This is a genomic window from Streptomyces sp. NPDC048254 (genome assembly GCF_043201895.1).
GTDB lineage: Bacteria > Actinomycetota > Actinomycetes > Streptomycetales > Streptomycetaceae > Streptomyces.
The window spans coordinates 655,737-675,520 of record NZ_JBICZJ010000002.1; the positions used below are offsets into that span (position 1 = coordinate 655,737).

At 72.5% G+C, this 19,784-nt stretch carries 14 protein-coding genes; 11 read left to right on the plus strand and 3 right to left on the minus strand.

All coding sequences use genetic code 11. The annotated features are described in order from the left end of the window. Nucleotides 1–67: 67 nt before the first annotated feature. Nucleotides 68–1,069, minus strand: coding sequence for a LacI family DNA-binding transcriptional regulator (locus ACGFZQ_RS08335; RefSeq protein ID WP_351741752.1), 1,002 nt, complete (start codon nt 1,067–1,069; stop codon nt 68–70). A gap of 248 nt (nt 1,070–1,317) precedes the next feature. Between ACGFZQ_RS08335 and ACGFZQ_RS08340 the strand changes: the two genes are divergently transcribed. Genes ACGFZQ_RS08340 through ACGFZQ_RS08360 form a run of 5 tightly spaced genes read left to right on the plus strand, consistent with a single transcriptional unit; the run spans nt 1,318 to nt 10,259 of the window. Continuing rightward, nucleotides 1,318–2,652 carry an ABC transporter substrate-binding protein gene (locus ACGFZQ_RS08340; protein WP_351741755.1) on the plus strand — a complete coding sequence of 445 codons (1,335 nt, stop codon included), beginning with the start codon at nt 1,318–1,320 and terminating at the stop codon, nt 2,650–2,652. A 7-nt stretch (nt 2,653–2,659) separates the two neighbouring features. Beyond that, nucleotides 2,660–3,610, plus strand: a complete 951-nt coding sequence (locus tag ACGFZQ_RS08345) for a sugar ABC transporter permease (protein WP_351741757.1) — start codon at nt 2,660–2,662, stop codon at nt 3,608–3,610. Nucleotides 3,611–3,630: 20 nt separating this feature from the next. Then, a complete protein-coding gene (locus ACGFZQ_RS08350) occupies nt 3,631–4,473 on the plus strand; it encodes a carbohydrate ABC transporter permease (RefSeq protein ID WP_393839877.1) in 843 nt (280 codons plus the stop codon). 26 nt (nt 4,474–4,499) lie between these two features. After that, on the plus strand, nt 4,500–7,226 hold the full coding sequence (locus ACGFZQ_RS08355) for an alpha-mannosidase (RefSeq protein WP_393839667.1): 2,727 nt from the start codon (nt 4,500–4,502) through the stop codon (nt 7,224–7,226). 39 nt (nt 7,227–7,265) lie between these two features. Beyond that, nucleotides 7,266–10,259, plus strand: a complete 2,994-nt coding sequence (locus ACGFZQ_RS08360; protein ID WP_393839668.1) for a glycoside hydrolase family 2 TIM barrel-domain containing protein — start codon at nt 7,266–7,268, stop codon at nt 10,257–10,259. Nucleotides 10,260–10,301: 42 nt separating this feature from the next. Here the strand turns inward: ACGFZQ_RS08360 and ACGFZQ_RS08365 are convergent, their stop codons facing one another. Further along, nucleotides 10,302–11,477, minus strand: coding sequence for a serpin family protein (locus tag ACGFZQ_RS08365; protein ID WP_393839669.1), 1,176 nt, complete (start codon nt 11,475–11,477; stop codon nt 10,302–10,304). Nucleotides 11,478–11,685: 208 nt separating this feature from the next. Between ACGFZQ_RS08365 and ACGFZQ_RS08370 the strand changes: the two genes are divergently transcribed. From ACGFZQ_RS08370 to ACGFZQ_RS08395, 6 genes are all read left to right on the plus strand, one after another. Beyond that, complete coding sequence (locus ACGFZQ_RS08370; protein WP_393839670.1) at nt 11,686–12,912, plus strand: DUF4190 domain-containing protein; 1,227 nt, start codon at nt 11,686–11,688, stop codon at nt 12,910–12,912. Between the two features lie 147 nt (nt 12,913–13,059). After that, nucleotides 13,060–13,812, plus strand: a complete 753-nt coding sequence (locus tag ACGFZQ_RS08375; protein ID WP_393839671.1) for a GntR family transcriptional regulator — start codon at nt 13,060–13,062, stop codon at nt 13,810–13,812. A gap of 302 nt (nt 13,813–14,114) precedes the next feature. After that, nucleotides 14,115–14,315: an SPOR domain-containing protein gene (locus tag ACGFZQ_RS08380; protein ID WP_351741773.1), complete on the plus strand. Its 201-nt coding sequence runs from the start codon at nt 14,115–14,117 to the stop codon at nt 14,313–14,315. Between the two features lie 29 nt (nt 14,316–14,344). Next, nucleotides 14,345–14,839 carry a (deoxy)nucleoside triphosphate pyrophosphohydrolase gene (locus tag ACGFZQ_RS08385; protein WP_393839672.1) on the plus strand — a complete coding sequence of 165 codons (495 nt, stop codon included), beginning with the start codon at nt 14,345–14,347 and terminating at the stop codon, nt 14,837–14,839. Nucleotides 14,840–14,980: 141 nt separating this feature from the next. Then, a complete protein-coding gene (locus ACGFZQ_RS08390) occupies nt 14,981–15,397 on the plus strand; it encodes an ATP-binding protein (RefSeq protein ID WP_351741779.1) in 417 nt (138 codons plus the stop codon). A 249-nt stretch (nt 15,398–15,646) separates the two neighbouring features. Further along, nucleotides 15,647–18,235, plus strand: a complete 2,589-nt coding sequence (locus ACGFZQ_RS08395) for a SpoIIE family protein phosphatase (protein WP_393839673.1) — start codon at nt 15,647–15,649, stop codon at nt 18,233–18,235. Between the two features lie 51 nt (nt 18,236–18,286). On the opposite strand, the gene ACGFZQ_RS08400 is transcribed toward ACGFZQ_RS08395, so the two are convergent. After that, the gene (locus ACGFZQ_RS08400) at nt 18,287–19,765 is read right to left on the minus strand and encodes a hypothetical protein (RefSeq protein ID WP_393839674.1); all 1,479 of its coding nucleotides are present in this window, start codon (nt 19,763–19,765) and stop codon (nt 18,287–18,289) included. Between the last annotated feature and the right edge of the window lie 19 nt (nt 19,766–19,784).

Consider the following 19,784-nt stretch of genomic DNA (forward strand, 5'->3'; position numbering starts at 1 on the left):
GCCGACTCGCCCGTGGCGCCGGCCCGCCGTTGCCGCCGGCTCGCGCAGGCGCTGTTCCGCCCGCCGGCTACGCCGACTCGCGCAGCCGCAGTTCCGCCCCCACCGTCAGTTCGTCGGGGCGCAGCGGGCCGGCTCCGGTCAGGAGTCTGGCCGTCTGTTCGACGGCGAGCGCGCCGAGGCGGCGGGTGTCCAGGGCCACCGTGGTCAGCGCCGGCTCGACGAGGGTGCCGAGGCCCAGGCCGTCGAAGCCCAGTACGGCGAGATCCCCGGGGACCTGGCGGCCGAGCCGGCGGGCGGCGCGCAACGCTCCGAAGGCGATGATGTCGTTGAACGTGAACACGGCGGTCAGGTGCGGGTGCCGGGCCAGGAGTTCCTGGAGCGCGCGCTCCCCGCCCTCCACGCTCTGGTCGGCACGGGCCACCGAACCGGAGTCCAGCGCGCACGCGGACATCGCCGTGTCGAACCACTCGTGCCGGACGCTCGGCTCGGAGCGTTCCGCGTGGTCCAGCATGCCGATGTGCCGGTGCCCGGCCCCTATCAGGTGCCGTATCGCCGCGTGCACGCCCGCCTCGCCGTCGATCCGGATCGAACTGAACCGCTCGGTGGGGCTCTTCCGGTCGATGAGGACGACGGGCAGGCCCCGGGTGAGCCGCGCGATCTCGTCCTCGGGCAGGCTCAGATAGCCCACCACGGCGTCCACCTGCGAGGCGATCACCTCCAGGGTGCCCCGCTCCTCCTCGACGCGGTCGCCGGTGTCGTACACCACGACGTGCCAGCCGCGGCCCCGGGCCGCGTCCAGCGCGGCGGCGGCGACCTCGGTGAAGAACGGGTTGAGCAGATCGGGGATCACCAGTCCGACGCTGATCGTGTCCTGCCGCACCAGCCCCCGGGCGAACCGGCTCGGCCGGTAGCCCAGTGCGAGGGCGGCGTCCAGGACGCGCTGCTTGGTGGAGACGCCGATCTCGCCCTTGTCGTTGAGCGCGCGTGACACGGTCTGCCGGGACACTCCCGCGGCCTCGGCCACATCGTCGATCGTCACCCTGCGGGGTCCGGTCCCCGACGACGCCATCGCTCACCTCCGTGCAGTTGCCGACGCGACCGCGTCGCAGGGACACCGAGTATGCCGGGTCCGATGTTTTGAGCCTTGACACTCCGGCGGACCGAAGCTCACACTCCCAATCAACTTCCCGTTACCGCTCCCGTGAGCGCTCACGTTACCGCTCACGGAACCTGATTCCAACCAGAAGGCATCCGCCTCCAGGTGTCAACGTCGACCCGCCTGCCGACCCTCGCCAGGCGTTCTCTGGAACGGAAGATATGAGCAGCACAGTCACTCGCACCCGCCTCGCCGCCGCGGCCGCCACAGCGGGCATCGTCGTACTCGCCGGATGCTCCTCGTCCGGTTCGTCGGACAAGGCGTCCGCCTCGTCCTGCGCGCCGGCGAAGGGCAAGGTCACCCTCCAGTACTGGAACACCGTCCCGGGCATGGACAAGGTCGTCGCCCTGTGGAACACGAAGCACCCGGACGTCCAGGTCCAGATGAAGAACATCTCCAACGACCAGTACGGCCTCATCGGCAACGCCCTCAAGGCGGGCAAGGCGCCGGACCTCGCCCAGGTCGGCTACGACGAGCTTCCCAACCTGCGCACCCAGAGCGCCTTCGTGGACGCCTCCGCCTGCAAGGCGGCCACCGCGGCCGAGTCGAAGTTCGTCCCGTGGACCTGGTCGCAGGCCAGTTTCGGCGGCACCGGTGTGTTCGCCATCCCGCAGGACACCGGCCCGATGGCCCTGTTCGTGCGCACCGACCTCTTCAAGAAGTACAACGTCGCCGTTCCCACGACCTGGGACGAGTACGCGACGGCCGCCCAGAAGCTGCACAAGGCGGACCCGAACCTCGACATGACGTTCTTCGACCCGAACAACGCCGAGTGGTTCAACGGGCTCCTGTGGCAGAACGACGCCAAGATGTACGGCTACTCCGGCGACAAGTGGCAGGTCACCGTCGAGTCGCAGCAGAGCAAGCAGGTCGCCGACTACTGGCAGAAGCTGATCTCCGAGAAGGTCGTGCGCACCGACCTCGCCAACGGGTCGACGCAGATGTACGCGGCGTACCAGAAGGACCAGATCGCCAGCTATGTCGGTGCCGCCTGGGGGTACAGCGGGTTCCGCGACAACCTGCCCAAGCAGGCCGGGAAGTGGTCGATCGTCCCGATGCCGACCTGGGGCACGAGCGGCGGCTCCGGTGACTGGGGCGGTTCGACCGTCGCGTTCATGAAGGGCAGCAAGCACCTGTACGAGTCGGTCGAGTTCAACACCTGGCTGAACACCGACCCGGAGGCGCTGGCGCTGGAGAACAAGCTGGGCGGCCTCTACCCGGCGGCCACCGCCGGCCTGGATCTTCCCGCGCTGAAGCAGGGCGTGCCGTACTACAACAACGAGAAGATCTTCGACGTCTTCGCCGCCTCGTCCAAGAAGATCGACACCAGTTTCGCCTGGGGCCCCACGCAGAAGACGGTGAACCTGGCGCTCCAGGACGCGATGGCCAAGGCCGCGGCCGGCAAGGGCACGCTCAGCGACGCGCTCGCGGCGGCCCAGGCCGCCGCGCTGAAGTCGATGAAGGACCAGGCGATCCCGGCTACGGCGGGTAAGTGACCGCGGTATGACCGATCTTGCGAACCGCGCGTCCGGCGCGGTGACCATGCCCGGGGGCCGTCGCCGCCGCCTCAACGGCGGCGGCCCCCGGGCGGGCACCATCGCCGCCTTCGTCACCCCGTTCTTCCTGCCGTTCCTGCTGTTCTACCTGGTGCCGGTCGGCTATGCGCTCTGGCAGAGCGTCCGCGTCGTGCGCCGCAGCGGAGGGCAGTACGGGACGTCGTACACGACCTTCGGCGGCTTCGAGCAGTACGTGAAGGTGTTCCAGAACACCGAGTTCTGGTCCAGCATCGGCCGCATCGGGCTGTTCGGCATCGTGCAGGTGCCCGTCATGCTCTTCGTCGCCCTGACCATCGCGCTGCTCCTCGACACGCCCCTGCTGAAGGCCAAGGGGTTCTTCCGCATCACCGCGTTCATGCCGTACGCGGTGCCCGGTGTCATCGCCGCGATCATGTGGTCGTACCTCTACTCGCCCCAGCTCAGCCCCGTCGTCGACGCGCTGAACGGCATCGGGCTGCACCCCGACTTCCTCGGCCCCGGTGCCGTCCTGTGGTCGACCGCGAACGTCTCCACCTGGCTGTGGACCGGCTACAACATGCTGATCATGTTCTCGGCGCTCCAGTCGATCCCGCAGGAGCTGTACGAGGCCGCGAAGATCGACGGTGCGAACAACTGGACCATCGCCTGGCGGGTCAAGGTGCCGATCATCGCCCCGTCGATCGTCCTGACCACGGTGTTCTCGATCATCGGCACACTCCAGCTGTACGCCGAACCGGCCGTGCTGCGGCAGATCTCCTCGAACATCTCCAGCACGTTCACCCCGAACATGCTCGCCTACACGGTGGCCTCCGGGAACAACTACCAGCAGGCCGCGGCCATCTCCGTCGTCATCGCCGTCATCACCTTCGTCTTGAGCTTCGGGTTCATGCGACTGACCTCGAAGAAGGCGGGACTGTGAGCAACAGCGACAACACCTCCATGATCCGCGAGAGCCGCGTCAGCCGTACGGCCGCCATGGCCCTGATGCTGCTGCTGACCGTCTACTTCCTGCTGCCGGTCTACTTCCTGATCGTCGCGTCGACCAAGCCGCAGGGCGACCTCGCCTCCACCAACGGGCTGGCGTTCTCGCACTTCAACCTCTTCGACAACCTGCATGTCCTGTTCACCCGCAGCGACGGCATCTTCGGCCGCTGGATCCTCAACACCGTGATCTACGCGGTGCTGGGCGCGGCCGTCGGCACCCTGATCTCCGCGCTGTGCGGCTACGCCCTCGCCAAGTTCCGGTTCCGTGGCCGGGAGTTCCTGTTCTCCGTCATCCTCGGCGGCGTCCTGGTCCCCACCACCGCGCTCGCCCTGCCGCTGTTCCTGCTGTTCTCGGCGACCGGCCTGGTCAACACCTACCTCGCGGTCTTCCTGCCCAGCATCGTCAGCCCGTTCGGCGTCTATCTCGCGCGCATCTTCGCGAACGCGTCCGTGCCGCAGGAGCTGATCGAGTCGGCGCGGCTGGACGGCGCGGGCGAGTTCCGCACCTTCTTCTCGGTGGGGTTCCGGCTGATGACACCGGCCCTGGTGACCATCTTCCTGTTCCAGTTCGTGGCCATCTGGAACAACTTCTTCCTGCCGATGGTGATGCTCCAGAAGGAGTCCCTCTTCCCGATCACGCTCGGCCTGTACGAGTGGAACGGCCAGACCGCCCGGGCTCCCCTGCTGCAGCAGTCCATCATCACCGGCTCGCTGGTGTCGATCGTGCCCGTGATCGTCGTGTTCATCCTGCTCCAGCGCTTCTGGCGGACCGGCCTCGCCGCCGGCTCGCTCAAGTGACCCCCACACAGAAGGTGTTCCGCGTCATGCCCGACTCCGCCGTCTTCGTGCCCCACTTCCACTGGGACCGGGAGTGGTACGAGCCGTTCCAGGTGTTCCGGCACCGCCTCGTCACCGCCCTCGACACCGTGCTGGCGACCGCCGACGCCGACCCGGACTTCCGGTTCACCGTCGACGGGCAGATGGCCGCGGTCGAGGACTACCTGGAGATGCGCCCGGAGAACCGCGACCGGGTCGCCGCCCTGGTCCGCGAGGGCCGGCTGGCCGTCGGGCCCTGGCTGATCCTGCTCGACGAGTTCCTCTGCTCCGGCGAGACCATCGTCCGCAACCTCCAGATGGGATGGGCGGCCGCGGAGCGCCTCGGCGGGGCGATGCCCGTCGGCTATCTCCCGGACATGTTCGGCCATGTCGCGCAGATGCCGCAGATCCTGGCCCGCGCCGGCATCGAGCACGCCGCCCTGTGGCGCGGGGTGCCCGGCTCGGTCGACGGCCACGCCTTCCGCTGGCGCGCCCCCGACGGCTCCGAGGTCCGCACCGAGTTCCTCTTCGACGGGTACGACAACGGACTCGACGTCCTGCTGGTACCGGACCGGATCCGGCAGGCGCTCGCCGAGTACGCCGAGCTGACCGCCGGGCGCTGGGGCGGCGACCCGCTCCTGGCCATGGCCGGCACCGACCACAACGCGCCCGACCCGAAGCTGGGGGACTGGCTGCGGCAGGCCTCCGGCGAGCAGCGGCCCATCACCGTCGGCACGCTCGACGAGTACCTCCGCAAGCACGTGCGGGACGAGGTGACCGCCGTCGTCACCGGTGAACTGCGCAGCCATGTCCGGGGCAACATCCTGCCGGGCGTGCTGTCCGTGCGGCTCGGGCTCAAGCAGCGGATGGCCCTCGCCGAGCGGACCGTCGATCACGCCGAGCGGATGAACGCCCTGTGGTCCCGGCGCGACGAGTCGCACTTCCTCGCCCTCGCCTGGCACAAGATCATCGAGTCGACCGCCCATGACTCGGTGGTCGGTTCGGGCACCGACGAGACCTGCGACCAGGTCGCCGCCCGCCTCGCCGAGGCCGCGCAGACCGCCCGGGCGGTCCGGGACGCGGCCCTCGCCGAGCCCGCCGCCCTGGTGCCGAGCGACGGCCACCTGGTCGCCAACCCGCTGCCCGTACCCCGTACCGCACTGGTCGAGGTGGACGTCGTGGCCGCACCGGAAGGGCGCACGCTGGTCGCGACCACCGCCGACGGCTCGGCGCACCCCGTCCAGCTGGTCTCCGAGGCCCCGACCGTCCTCAGCGACGAGCGGCTCGACGCCTCGCAGCTCGAACGCGTGCTGCGCCGGATCCACCGCCGCGAGCTGTTCGGCCTGCTCATCGACCGCTACGAACTCACCCCGAACTCCCTGGTCTTCCACCTCGCCGAGGCACCGGCCGGGCCCTTCGACCTGATGACCCTGCGCGGCGAGGTCGCCGCCGCCGCGGCCGCGCACCCGGGGGAGTGGCGGGTGCGGACCCTGGCCCAGGCCCGGGCCACCGCGCTGGTGGCCGTGCCGGTCTCCGCCTGCGGACTGGCCGCCTTCCGGGTCGAGCCGGCCGACCGGCCCGCCGCCCCGGCGCTGCGCCCGGTCACGGCGGCGCCCGACCGGCTCTCCAACGGCCTGGTCGAGGTCACGGTGGCCGCCGACGGCACCCTGGAGGTGACCGGGCCCGACGGCACCGTCCTGTCCGGAGTCGGCCGCCTCGTCGACGGCGGCGACCGGGGCGACAGCTACAACTACGCCCCTCCGGCGCACGACACCCTCGTGTCCGAGCCGGCCCGGGTCGGCGTCGAACTCCTCGACCGGGGCCCGCTGCGGGCCAGGCTGCGGGTCACCCGCGTCTACGACTGGCCGGCCGCGCTCAGCGTGGACGACCGGGACCGGCGGGACGGCCGTACCGTCCCGACCCCCGTGGACATGGTGGTGGAGGTCCGTGCGGGCGAGCCGTTCGTCCGGATCTCCACCGCGTTCCTCAACCGGTCCGCCGACCACCGGCTGCGCTTCCACGTGCCGCTGCCGGTGCCGGTCAGCGCTTCCGCGTCGGCCGGGCAGTTCGCCGTCACCGAGCGCGGACTGACCGCCGAGGGCGGCTGGGGCGAGTACCCCCTGCCGACCTTCCCCGCGAGCTCCTTCGTGTCGGCGGGCCCGGCCACCGTCCTGCTCGACCACTCCGCCGAGTACGAACTCGTCGACGACGGCTCCGCACTCGCCCTCACCCTGCTCCGCGCCATCGGCTCGATCAGCGTCAACCTCCACCCCCTGCGCGACGAACCCGCGGCGAGCGAGATCCCCGTCCCCGGCGCGCAGGACCTGGGCATGCGCATCGAGAACCGGTTCGCCGTGCTGCCCTGGGCGAGCGGCTGGCAGGGCGCGAACGCGGTGGCGCTCGCCGAGGAGTTCCGGGCCGACGTCCTGGTGGCCCGCGGGACCGCGACCGGCGGCGGCCCGCTGCCCCCGGACGCGACCGGAGTGCAGGTCGACGGCCGGGACGTCCAGGTGTCCAGCATCCGCCGGGTCACCGACCCGGAGCACGGGCCCGGCACCGAGGTCCGGCTGGCCGCGCTGCGGGACACCGCGGCGGCCGTCCGGGTGACCGGCGCCTTCACCGAGGCCACGACCGTCGACCTGCTCGGCCGGCCGATCGCCGCGGAGCCGGTCACGGGGGACGGGCTCGAACTCGCCCTCGGCCCCTGGGAGATCCGCACCGTCGTCCTCCGCTAGCGGCACAACACCCCCCGACACCAAGAAAGTTGTGAACTCTTGCCCTCCGAGCACTCCGCGTACGTATCGGACACCGCCCCGTGGCGTGGCGCCCTGCGCCCGGCCCGCTCGTGGCTGCACTCCGACGCCCCCGCCCTCTCGCTGAACGGAAACTGGCGCTTCAGGCTGTCGCCGACGGCGGCCGTGGCCGAGGAGTTCGCGGAGGAGGACTTCGACGACCACGGCTGGGACGGCATCCCGGTGCCCGCGCACTGGGTGCTGGAGGGCGACGGCGCCTACGGCCGGCCGATCTACACGAACATCCAGTTCCCGTTCCCGATCGACCCGCCGCACGTCCCCGACGAGAACCCCACCGGCGACTACCGCCGCCACTTCGGCCTCCCCGACGGCTGGTCGGACGCCGAGCGGGTGCTGCTGCGCTTCGACGGGGTCGAGTCGCTGTTCAAGGTGTGGGTGAACGGCGTCGAGATCGGCAGCGCCAGCGGCAGCCGGCTCGCCCACGAGTTCGACGTGACGTCCGCGGTCCGCCCCGGTGACAACGTCGTCGCCGTCCGGGTGCACCAGTGGTCGGCGGCCAGCTACCTGGAGGACCAGGACCAGTGGTGGCTGCCGGGCATCTTCCGGGACGTCACCCTGCTCGCCCGCCCGGCCGGAGGCATCGAGGACGTCTGGCTGCGCACCGGCTACGACGACGGGCGCGGGCGGATCGACCCCGAGGTCACCGCCGACCCGGCGGCCTTCCCCGTCACCCTGCGCATCCCCGAACTGGACGTCGAGCGGGTCTGGGAGACGGCGGCCGACGTGACACCCCTCGACATCCCGGGCGTGGAGCCCTGGTCGGCCGAGGAGCCCCGGCTGTACGACGTCACGGTGTCCTCGGCCGCCGAGACCATCGCCCTGCGGGTGGGCTTCCGTACCGTCGAGATACGCGGTGACCGCTTCCTGGTCAACGGCCGCCGGGTCGTCTTCCACGGCATGAACCGGCACGAGGCCCACCCCGAGCGCGGCCGGGTCTTCGACGAGGCGCACGCCCGCGAGGACCTGGCCCGGATGAAGCGGTTCAACGTGAACGCCATCCGCACCAGCCACTACCCGCCGCACCCCCGGCTGCTCGACCTCGCCGACGAACTCGGCTTCTGGGTCGTCCTCGAATGCGACCTGGAGACCCACGGCTTCGACAACGTCGGCTGGACCGGCAACCCGACCGACGACCCGGCCTGGCGCGCGGCCTGCCTCGACCGCATCGAGCGCACCGTCGAACGGGACAAGAACCACCCCGGGGTCGTGCTGTGGTCGCTCGGCAACGAGGCCGGGACCGGCGCCAACCTCGCCGCCATGTCGGCCTGGGTGCACGCCCGCGACCCCGAGCGTCCCGTGCACTACGAGGGCGACTACACCGGCGACTACACCGACGTCTACTCGCGCATGTACGCGACCGTGACGGAGACCGAGCAGATCGGCACGGACGGCTCCCGCGCCCCGCTGCTGGGCTGCACCCCGGCCCAGGGCGCCCGGCAGCGCACCAGGCCGTTCCTGCTCTGCGAGTACGCCCACGCGATGGGCAACGGACCCGGCGCCCTCGACCAGTACGAGGAACTGGTCCACCGTCACCCCCGGCTGCACGGCGGCTTCGTCTGGGAGTGGCGCGACCACGGCATCCTGGCCAGGACCCCGGAGGGAACCCCGTACTACGCCTACGGCGGCGACTTCGGCGAGGTCGTGCACGACGGCAACTTCGTCATGGACGGCATGGTGCTGAGCGACGACGTGCCGACGCCCGGCCTCCACGAGTTCAAGGCCGTGGTGCAGCCGATCCGGTTCGCCTTCGACGGCGACCAGCTCGCGATCACCAACCTGAGGCACTCCGCCGACACCTCCGACCTGCGCTTCCGCTGGCGAGTCGAGCACGACGGCACCCTCGTGGCGTCCGGGGACCTGAAGGTCCCGGCGGTGGCCGCGGGCGAGTCGGGGCGGGTGCCGCTGCCGCCGGTCCCGGTCGCCCCGGACGCCGAGACCTGGCTGACGGTCGAGGCGGTGCTGGCCGCGGAGACCCCCTGGGCGCCCGCGGGACACGAGATCGCCACCGCCCAGCTGGACCGCTCGGTACGGCGGCCGGTGCCCGCCGTCCGGCGCCGGACCGGCTGGCAGCCGGACGAGGGCACCCTCACCCTCGGCATCGCCGAGTTCACCGGCGGCTCCCTCACCCGCCTCGCCGGACGCGCCGTGACCGGCCCGCGACTGGAGCTGTTCCGGGCGCCGACCGACAACGACGAGGGCACCTCCGACCGGCTGGAGGGCAGCGACGCCAGCCTCGCCGAGGTGTCCAGCGCAGACCTGTGGCGCCGCGCCGGACTCGACCGGCTGACCACCCGGCGCATCGGCGTGGAGCGGACCGCGGACGCCCTGCGCACCGTCGACCGGGTCTCCGCCGCGCACTCCGCGCTGTCGGTGACGGTGGAGACCGTGTGGTCCGTCGAGGACGGCGAGCTGGAACTGCGCGTGGAGATCGAGCCCGCGCGCGGCTGGACGACGGTCTGGCCGCGGATCGGGGTGCGCTTCGAACTGCCCGACGGGACGGCCCCCGTGGACGGCGCCGACTGGTTCGGCCTGGGCCCGCACGAGTCCTACCCGGACAGTCTCCGCGCGGCCCGCACCGGCCGCTTCTCCGCCGCCGTCGGGGACCTCGCGGCCGGCTACGCCCGCCCCCAGGAGACCGGCCACCGCTCCCGGCTCCGCCGCCTCACCCTGACCAGCGCCGACACCGGGGTACTGCACCTCACGGCGCTCCCCGACACCCAGGGACGGCGCCCCGGCTTCACCCTGGCCCGGCACACCCCCCAGCAGCTCGCCCGGGCCGCCCACCCCTACGAACTCCCGGAGTCCACCACCAGCCACCTCATCATCGACGCGGCCCAGCACGGACTCGGCTCCCGGGCCTGCGGACCGGACGTGTGGCCCGAGTTCGCGCTGCGCCCCGAGGCCCGCACGATCAGGCTGCGCGTGACCGGGGGTCAGGTACCGCCGGCCGTCTGACGCCGTCCCGAACGAGGGCTCCGGCAGCGGTGCCGGCTTCGGCTAGCCGGCGCCGCTCGCCGGCTCCGTGACCCAGCCCGCCGCCAGTACCAGGCGGGTGTCGCGGTGTACGGCGAGGAAGCCGAACGGGCGGTCGAAGGTGGCCCGGACGACGGTCGACTCGTGCCGGTACTGCGGCGGGCCGCCGCCCGGCGCCGCCAGCACGGCCGTCACCGCGGCGGCCCGGAAGCCCAGCGGCCCGAACTCCGCGACCGCGGACTGCCCGGCCGCCCCGATGGCCAGCGGCGCGGCGCTGATGCCGGGAAAGTGCCCCGCGCGGGCGTCGGCCGCCGTGGAGAGCCCGAACAGGCCGTGCAGCTGCAGCAGATCGTGGTCCGCGCGCACCTCGAAGCCGACGGTCGTCACATCGAGCCGCACCGGGTCCGGGGTGGCCGACGGCAGCCGCTCCACGGACACCCCCGGACCGGCCTTCCCGTAGGGGAGCTGGCCGCCGGTGGTCACCGGCAGGGCGCGCTCCAGGACGCCGATGCCGGTGTGCAGCACCTGCCCGGGTGCCATCCCCTCCTCGCCGAGCAGCAGATGCACGTCGAGGGCGTTGCCGCCCAGGACCTTCAGCGTGGTGACGTGCCCGTCCGGGCCCGCGGTCACCCCGATCCGGTCCGTGCGGACACTGCTGCGGTGCAGACCGGCCAGGGTGCGGCCCTGCCACGGCCCGGAGCCGGGCCGCAGCACGGTCTCCCGGAACGGCTGCCGCCAGTCCGTGTGCAGGGCCAGCGCGGTCGCGAGCACCATCCGGGCGCCCTCGGTCAGCTTGACCGGCATCCGCTCGACCAGTCCCTCGGTGCGCTTGGCCGCCCACGCGTCCAGCGCCTCCTGGGAGGCCGCGGGGTCGGCCCCGAGCTCCCCGTGCGCGTCGGCGGGCAGCCCGGCCGCCCACTGCTCGCGCAGCTCCAGCGCACGGTCGGTCCACAGTCCCAGGGCCGCCCCGACACCGTGCATCGAGGCGAGCCCGCCGAGTAACTCCCGTGCACCTGCCGCCGCTTGGTCCGCCTGCAACCCCACGGCCCGGGTCAGTTCGTCCCGGGCGGGGCCCGCGGCGCCGTCGGCGAGGAAGGCCAGCAGCGGCCAGACACCGGCGGCCGAGAAGACCGTGCCCTGTCTGGTCCGCTGCGCCCAGCGTGCGGTGAGCGCGTTGACGGCGCTGACGGTGTGGTTCATTGGTCGTCCTCCCAGGTGTACTCGGGGAAGGGCAGGGGATCCCCGAAGCGGCCGCCCAGCGCGCGGCCGGCGCGTTCACCGCGCGCACGACCGCTCTCCCCACCCTCATTCCGCCCCCGTTCACGGCGCGCTTACGATGCGCGCAGTCGTACGTCAGTTCAGCCGTCCGTTTCACGCGGCCAGACGCCCCCTCAGGAGCACGGTACCGGTGTCCATACCTCCGCCCCCCGGCCCCCAGCAGCCGCAAGGGCCGTACCAGCCGCCCCAGACGGGCCTGCCGCAGTACCCGCAGTACCCGCAGTACGCGCAGGGACCGTACGGACAGCAGCCGCCGTACCCCTCGCCGTACCAGCCCTGGGGCCAGGGCTACAGCCCCTACACCCTCCCGGCGCCCGTCAACGGCCTCGCCATCGCCTCCCTCGTGCTCGGCCTGCTGTGCTGTGTGCCGGGCGTGGGACTGGTGCTGGGACTGGTCGCGCTGAGCCAGATCCGCAAGCGCGGTGAGCGCGGCACGGCGATGGCGGTCATCGGCTCGGTGCTCTCCGGGATCGGGCTGGCCCTGTGGGTGCTGCTGCTCGCCACCGGCGGCGGGGCCAGCTTCTGGGAGGGCTTCAAGGAGGGCATGAACGACCGCTCCAGCCTCTCGCTGTCCACCGGCGACTGCTTCGACACCCCCGACCACTCGCTCTCCGACGACCTGGTCACCGACGTCACGCACGTCGCCTGCGCCGGTGAGCACGACGGCGAGGTCTTCGGCACCTACGACGTCAAGGGCACCGACTACCCGGGCGACGACGCGGTCGGCGACTCCGCGGACCAACGCTGCTACGCCCTGGAGGAGACCTACGTCTTCGACGCCTGGGCGGTCCCCGACGACGTCGCCGTGTACTACTTCACGCCCAGCGAGGACAGTTGGACCGCCGGGGACCGCAGCGTCGTCTGTGCCTTCGGCAGCGCCACTGAGGGCGACAGGCTCACCAAGTCGTACCACAAGGACGCCGACTCCTACGCCCCCGAACAGGTCGCCTACCTCAAGGCCGCGCACGTCCTGAACGCCGCCCTGGACACCGCGCCGGACGCCGACTACATCGAGGACGACCTGCCCGGGAACAAGGCGTGGGCGGGCCGGGTGGCCACGGCGCTCGGCAAGCAGTCGGCGATGCTGCGCTCGTACGAGTGGACCGCGGAGACGAAGCAGCCGGTCCTCGCCCTGGCCGCCGACCTCGACAAGGCGCGCGCCGAGTGGGCGAAGGCCGCGAAGGCGCCGGACGCCGATACCTTCTACGCGCATTACGACAAGGGGGGCAAGCTGATCGACCCGCACCGCACGGTGACCGTACGCAAAGCTCTGGGCCTCACCACCGTCCCGCCCGCGTACGACGACGGAGGCGGCGACTCCGGCAGCGGAGGAAGTGGCTCCGGTATGCAGGTGTGACCGCGGCTATAGCGGGGAGAAAGTGCCTGCGTAAAGCCTTCCCCGGTCACATGTCATCACATCGAGTGATTCTCTGGCCTTTGCTTGCATGGCACAACCCACGGTTGCCAGGCTGTTGCTGTCTGTACAACCTGATGGGAGCGGCCAGTGACTTTCGGTGAGCAGCCGGCGTATCTGCGTGTCGCGGGTGATCTCCGTAAGAAGATCGTCGACGGTTCGCTGCCCCCTCACACCCGGCTCCCCTCCCAGGCTCGCATCCGCGAGGAGTACGGCGTCTCCGACACCGTCGCCCTGGAAGCTCGCAAGGTGCTGATGGCCGAGGGGCTGGTCGAGGGCCGCTCCGGCTCCGGGACCTATGTGCGTGAGCGGCCCGTGCCCCGGCGGGTGGCCCGCTCGGGGTTCCGCCCGGTCGGCGGCGCCACCCCGTTCCGGCAGGAGCAGTCCGACGCGGCCGCGCGCGGCACCTGGGAGTCGCGCAGCGAGCAGGCCGAGGCCGGCGCCGTGATCGCCGACCGACTGGGCATCCAGGTCGGCGACCGCGTGATGCGCACCCGGTACCTGTTCCGGGACGCGGGCGAGCCGATGATGCTCTCCACCTCCTGGGAACCCCTCGCGGTCACCGGCCGCACGCCCGTGATGCTGCCCGAGGAGGGCCCCCTCGGCGGCATGGGCGTGGTCGAGCGGATGCGGGCCATCGACGTCATCGTGGACAACGTCACCGAGGAGGTCGGCGCCCGCCCCGGCCTCGCCGAGGAACTGCTCACCCTGGGTGGCGTCCCCGGCCATGTCGTCCTGGTGATCCAGCGGACGTACTACGCCTCCGGCCGCCCGGTGGAGACCGCTGACGTCGTCATCCCGGCCGACCGGTACCGCGCCGCGTACCACCTCCGCGTGAAGTAGCGCACACCCTTGCGATAGTTGACGTCTTCACGGTCTCTGTCAGGGCCCGGGCCCGGCCGCTGCAATCCGGCCGTTCTCGCAGGTGGCCCCGGCTCTCCCCGGTATGCCTCCGACTCGAAGTGCCGGGTGTGCGAACGGCGCGTTCGTCGTCGTGCGCCCCCACCGTTCTGGCTGGTTGCGTACCTCTTTGTGAAAAGGCGTATTCGCTGCGTAAAGGTTAGGCGTACGCTCGGGCATATGCGGAGTGCGGTTTCCTTAGCGGGGCGGGGATGGGCGGGAGCCGGGAGAAACGGAGGGGCGCGATGACGGAAGGCACGGTCTCTCTCCCCTGGCTCGTCATACGGCAGGACGACAACGGCAATCGCTACCGCGTCGGCCGGTACGCGACCCGGGCCGAGGCGCAGAAGATCGCCGACAGTCTCGACGACCGCGGGCACAAGCAGCTCTACTGGGTCGAACGCATCGGCCTCGGCAACGGCAGCGGGGGCGGCACGCGCAACTGACCCCGCACCGCCTCCCGTAGGCTCCGGTCATGAGCGAACGGATCGTGGTGGTCGGAGCCGCCCTGCTCGACGCCGGCCGCCTGCTCGCGGCCCGCCGCAGCGCACCCCCGGAGCTGGCCGGCCGCTGGGAACTGCCCGGCGGCAAGGTCGAGCCCGGCGAGACCCCCGAACAGGCCCTGGTGCGCGAACTGCGCGAGGAACTGGGCGTGGAGGCGGAGCCGCTGACGCGGGTGCCGGGGGAGTGGCCGTTGCGGGAGCCGTACGTCCTCCAGGTGTGGACGGCCGCCCTGCGCCCGGGTTCCCCCACCCCCAAGCCCCTCCAGGACCACGACGAGCTGAGGTGGCTTGCGCCGGGGGAGATCTGGGACGTCGACTGGCTGGACCAGGACGTGCCGGCGGTACGTGAGATCGGCGTCCTGGGGAGGCGCGGGGCGAAGCCCCGGTCTCCCCAGGGGCGCGGGGAACTGCGCGACCAGCCCCCACGCACCCGCGGTCGCCCGACAACCGCGCCCCCTACCCCCTAGGCGCTCGGCCCTCCTCCTGTACACCGTTCGAGCCACAGTGCGCCCTCCCACGCGGTACTGCATCCCGGTAACCGGGTATGTGCCCATTAACCCCACGAAACCGGACATGGGTGGGCTCGCGGCCAGCGATGCGACTGGGAAGTGATCGGTGTGATCGACACCGAAGGTGACACCGTCGAGTGGACCTTTCCCGCGGAACCGGGCGCCGTGCGCACCGCCCGGACCGCGGTCCGTGACCAACTGACCGGCTGGGGTCTCGACGGCCTCGCCGACATCGCCGCCCTGCTGGTGAGCGAGCTGGTCACCAACTCGCTCCGGCACGCCACCGGCCCCATCGGCGTCCGCCTGGTCCGCCCGGCCGACCTCGGCGACACCCTCCGGGTGGAGGTCTCCGACCCGCTCCCGGACCCGCCGCGCGAGCGCGCCGCCAGCCCCGACGACGAGAGCGGCCGCGGACTCCAGCTGGTCGCCGGCTCCTCGCGCAGTTGGGGCACCCGGCCCGGCGACACCGGGAAGACGGTCTGGTTCGAGCTGGTGGTACCCGGCCGGACGGGGTGAAAGGGTGTACACGCAGCGCTACGACGTCCACTCGCGGGAGTGGCCGGGGAATGGGTGCCGGAGTGTGTGATTCGACGGCGTGTTCCCTGGTTAGAAGACTGGAAGTGTTGTCACGGTCCGGTCCGGAAATCGTCGGGACCGTGCTGTGATCGTGAACACCGTGTCAGGCGGCGCCGTAGTGCTGGATACTGCGGGCAGCCGCCCCCGGTGACCGGTGCCGGGTGCGGTGAGCTGGAGGGGACGGTTCGCGTGAGCGAGATACCAGCTAAGGCCACGGAGTCCGAGGACCCGTCGGACGGTGCGAGGGCGGGGACCGCGGAGACAGCCGCGGCCCCCGGCGACGCCATGTGGCAGAGCAGCCCACCCGGCTCGATCTACGACTACATCAAGGTCGCCTCGTTCTCCATCGGCGCCGGCGGCCTGGTCGACCAGTGGAGCCTGCGCGCCGAGCAGATCTTCGGCATCCCCGCGGAGCGCGCCGTCGGCATGGATCCGATCGAGGCGTTCGTCGACCCGGACCTGCGCGAGCGCGGCCAGCGGAAGATGGCCGAGATCCTGGACGGGCGGGAGTGGACCGGTGTGGTCCCGTTCCGGATGCCCGACACGGCGGACGGCGAGCGAGGCGAGGAGGGCCTCGCCGAGGTCTACGTCATGCCCACCCGCACCGCCGAGGGCGAGAACGCGGCCGTGTGCATAGTGGTCGACGTCCGCACCCTACGCAGCATCGAGACCGACCTCGCCGCCTCGCAGTCGATATTCGGTCAATCTCCGTTCGGCTTCCTGTTGATCGACCCCGACCTGCGGATCCGCCGCGCCAACGTGCGGTTCTCCTCCATCTTCGGCGGCAGCCCCGACGACCACCGCGGCAAGGGCGTCCACGACTATCTGCCGCGTTCCGAGGCCGAGCGGGTCGCGGCCACCCTGCGTCGGGTCCTGGAGACCGGCAACTCCATCACGGACATGCACGTCACGGGGTTCGTGCCGGGCTCCGAGGAGCGCAGGCACTGGTCCATCAACCTCTACCGGGTGCACAGCGGCACCGGCCGTCCCATCGGCATCGCCTGGCTCGGCCTGGACATCACCGCCCGCCGCGCCGCCGCCCGCGAGGCCGCCGCGGCTCGGCGGAATCTCGCCCTCCTCAACGAGGCGGGCGCCCGGATCGGCAACTCCCTCGACCTGGAGACCACCGCCCGCGAACTCCTCGACGTGGTCGTGCCCGGCTTCTGCGACCTCGCCACCGTCGACCTCTACCAGGGTCTGCTGGCGGGCGACGAGCGGCCGCCGGGGCTCTCCGACGGCAGTGCGGAGCTGCGCCGGGTCGCCTTCGCCAGCGCGGTCTCCGACGCGCCCTTCGTGGGCGGCGGCGCCCCGGTCGCCGTCGGCGCGGTCCACCACTACCCCTTCAACTCGCCCTGCGCGGACGCCCTGCGCACCGCCCGCCCACAGCATGTGCCGGCCGAGGAGGGCGGCCTCGTCCAGTCCACCCTCGCCGTCCCGATGGTCGCCCACGACACGGTCGTCGGCCTCGCCCAGTTCGCCCGCACCAAGGGCAGCGAGCCGTTCGGCGACCGCGACCGGGACCTCGCCGTGGAGCTGGCCGCCCGCGCCGCCGTCTGTATCGACAACGCCCGGCTCTACCGGCGCGAGCACGAACGCGCGTTGATACTGCAACGGTCCCTGCTCCCGCCCGGCGACCCCGAGGCATCCGGGCTGGACATCGCCTGCCGCTACCTGCCCGGCAACGCGGCCACCGAGGTCGGCGGCGACTGGTTCGACGTCATCGAACTCCCCGGCCACCGCACGGCGCTGGTGGTCGGCGACGTGATGGGCCGAGGGCTGCGCGCGGCGGTCGCGATGGGCGAACTCCGCACGGCGGTCCGCACGCTGGCCCTGCTCGACCTGGAACCCGCCGAGGTGCTCTCCGCGCTGGACGAGATCGCCCGCGGCCTCGGCACCCCCGGCGGGGTCCAGCAGGCCACCCGCACGGCCCGCCAGCCCCGCGACGCCGACCTCTCCGAGGTCTACCTCGCGACCTGCGTGTACGCCGTCTACGACTCCGTCACCCGGCGCTGTACGTTCGCCAACGCCGGCCACCTGCCCCCGGTCCTGGTCGAACCCGGCGAGGACGCCCTGATGCTCGACGTCCCGCCCGGCATGCCGCTCGGCGTCGGCGGCGAGCCCTTCGAGGAGGTCGAGGTCGAACTCCCCGAAGGCGCGCTGCTCGCGCTCTACACGGACGGTCTCGTCGAGTCCCGCGACCACCCCCTGGACGAGGGCCTCCAGGCGTTCGTCGGAGCACTCACCGACCCCTCCCAACCCCTTGAGGACGTCTGCGACCACGTCCTGAACACCCTCGACACGCACCACGGCGAGGACGACATCGCGTTGCTGATGGCACGTGTACAGGGGCTGCCGGCCGAGTCGGTCGGCGACTGGACGCTGCCGCGCGAGCCGCGCAGTGTGGGCCGCGCCCGCGAGTACGCGCGCGGCCAGCTGCTCAGCTGGGACCTGGAACCGCTGGTCGACACGGCGGAGCTGCTGGTCAGCGAGCTGGTCACCAACGCGCTGCGGTACGGCGAGGGGGAGATCCGGCTACGGCTGCTGCTCGACCGGACGCTGGTGTGCGAGGTGTGGGACTCCGGCCTGGTCCAGCCGAGGCGCCGGCGCGCCCGCGACACGGACGAGGGCGGCCGGGGCCTCCAACTGGTCGGGCTGCTGAGCGCGGCGTGGGGCTCGCGCCGGACGCCACGCGGGAAGACGGTGTGGTTCGAACTCCCCCTGCCGGACGGCGAAACGGGCCTGACGGACCCGGCGGAGGCTTTGCTCAGCCTGTTCTGACAGGCGCGACCAGCCCCCACGCACCCGCAGGCGCCCGACGGCCTCTCGCGGCTAGCGCAGCCGCGTCCGTGTCTCCGGCCCGCCGAACGCCACCGCCGGCCCCCCGTCCCCCTCCTCACCGAGCAGCACGCCCCCCAGCACCGCGCCCGCGAGCCCGCTCTCGTGGGCCGCCTCCCCGGCGTACGGGTTGCCATGGGCGCGTACGTCCCGTCCGGCCAGCTCCCGGGCCCGCCGTGCCAGCCGGTCCGCGTCCGCGGGAGCGGCCCGCCGCGCCTCGGCCAGCAGTGCCCGTGCCTCCGCTCCCACCGCCCCCCGATGCACCCCGACGAAGTCGTCCGCCGCCTCCAGCGCGCTTCGCGCCACCAGGTCCGCGCCGGCGGCGATCACCCCGGACCGCCCGCCCCCGGCCCCCTCCACCGCCCGTACGACCCGGCGCAGGGCGTCCAGCGGGTCGTAGGGCCCACCGGTCAGCTCCCCCCGCAGGGCGGCCAGCACGGTGTCGGCGTGGGCCAGGCGGGCCGGTGAGGCGGGCGCCCGGACGCCCGCCAGTTCCGCCTCCGCGCCCGTGAGCGCGGCCGGCACCAGGCCCGCCGCCGTCCGCAGTTCCGCCGCGAGCCGGGCCACCCCGTCCAGCAGCACCCCGGCCTGCGCCACCGCGCCCTCCGCGGCGCGCAGGCCACGGCGGAACCCGTCGCCGTCGCCCGAATCGGCATCCTGGCGGGCCTGGTTGAGGCGTCCGGTCGCGAACACCAGCCGGTCCTTGGCCTGTTCGACGTACCCCACCACGGCGGCGACGGCCCCGCTCCCGTACCGCTCGGCCGCCTGCGTCAGCGCACCCGCCACCCCGCCCGCGCGCGCGGCCAGTTCCCGGAACCGACCCTCGGCCACCGCCAGCGCGTCCCCCGCACCCCACTCGGCGTCGAACCCCTCCGCCGCCGCGTCCAGTTGCCGCCCCGCCTCCGCGCACCGCCCCACCACCCCCACCAGCGCCTGCCGCCGGGCGGTGTCGTCCCCGGGTATCCCCTCCTCGTACCGCCGCCATATCGCGAACGCGGCCGCCAGCTCGGTCCCGGCCGCCCGCAGGGCCGCTACCGCGGAGTCGCCGCCGTCGACGTACCCGAGCGCCTCCCGGCTGGTGCGGACGCAGTCGTCGGCCAGGACCAGGGCGGCCCGCGCCTGCCGCTCGGAATCGACCGGCGACGGCGTCGGCGGGGCGGCGGAGACGATCCCGGGGGTGGTCCGCGAGCGGGACCGCCGGACCCGCCGCACGTACCCGTAGCCGCCCAGCGCACCGGCGGCCGCCACGGCGACCAGCGGCATGACGTAGTCGGCGGTCGACGCCCCGTCCGCCCGGGCCGCGGCGACCGGCTCGCGCGTCGCCACGGGAACCGGATCTTGAGCGGTGGTCGTCATCACCGGCAACACCAGCCAGACCGCTCCGGCCACCCCGCCCAGCACGGCATGCCCCACCCGCACGCCTATGTGCCCGGTGGCGTGCCTCGGACGGCCCCGGATCAAGGATGACGTCACATTTCGGAGCGTATGGGCA

Excerpts from the sequence above, each read along its gene's own strand:
- ACGFZQ_RS08335 (WP_351741752.1), bottom strand. The coding sequence starts at position 1,069 with ATGGCGTCGTCGGGGACCGGACCCCGCAGGGTGACGATCGACGATGTG.
- ACGFZQ_RS08340 (WP_351741755.1), top strand. The coding sequence starts at position 1,318 with ATGAGCAGCACAGTCACTCGCACCCGCCTCGCCGCCGCGGCCGCCACA.
- ACGFZQ_RS08345 (WP_351741757.1), top strand. The coding sequence starts at position 2,660 with ATGACCGATCTTGCGAACCGCGCGTCCGGCGCGGTGACCATGCCCGGG.
- ACGFZQ_RS08350 (WP_393839877.1), top strand. The coding sequence starts at position 3,631 with ATGATCCGCGAGAGCCGCGTCAGCCGTACGGCCGCCATGGCCCTGATG.
- ACGFZQ_RS08355 (WP_393839667.1), top strand. The coding sequence starts at position 4,500 with ATGCCCGACTCCGCCGTCTTCGTGCCCCACTTCCACTGGGACCGGGAG.
- ACGFZQ_RS08365 (WP_393839669.1), bottom strand. The coding sequence starts at position 11,477 with ATGAACCACACCGTCAGCGCCGTCAACGCGCTCACCGCACGCTGGGCG.
- ACGFZQ_RS08380 (WP_351741773.1), top strand. The coding sequence starts at position 14,115 with ATGACGGAAGGCACGGTCTCTCTCCCCTGGCTCGTCATACGGCAGGAC.
- ACGFZQ_RS08385 (WP_393839672.1), top strand. The coding sequence starts at position 14,345 with ATGAGCGAACGGATCGTGGTGGTCGGAGCCGCCCTGCTCGACGCCGGC.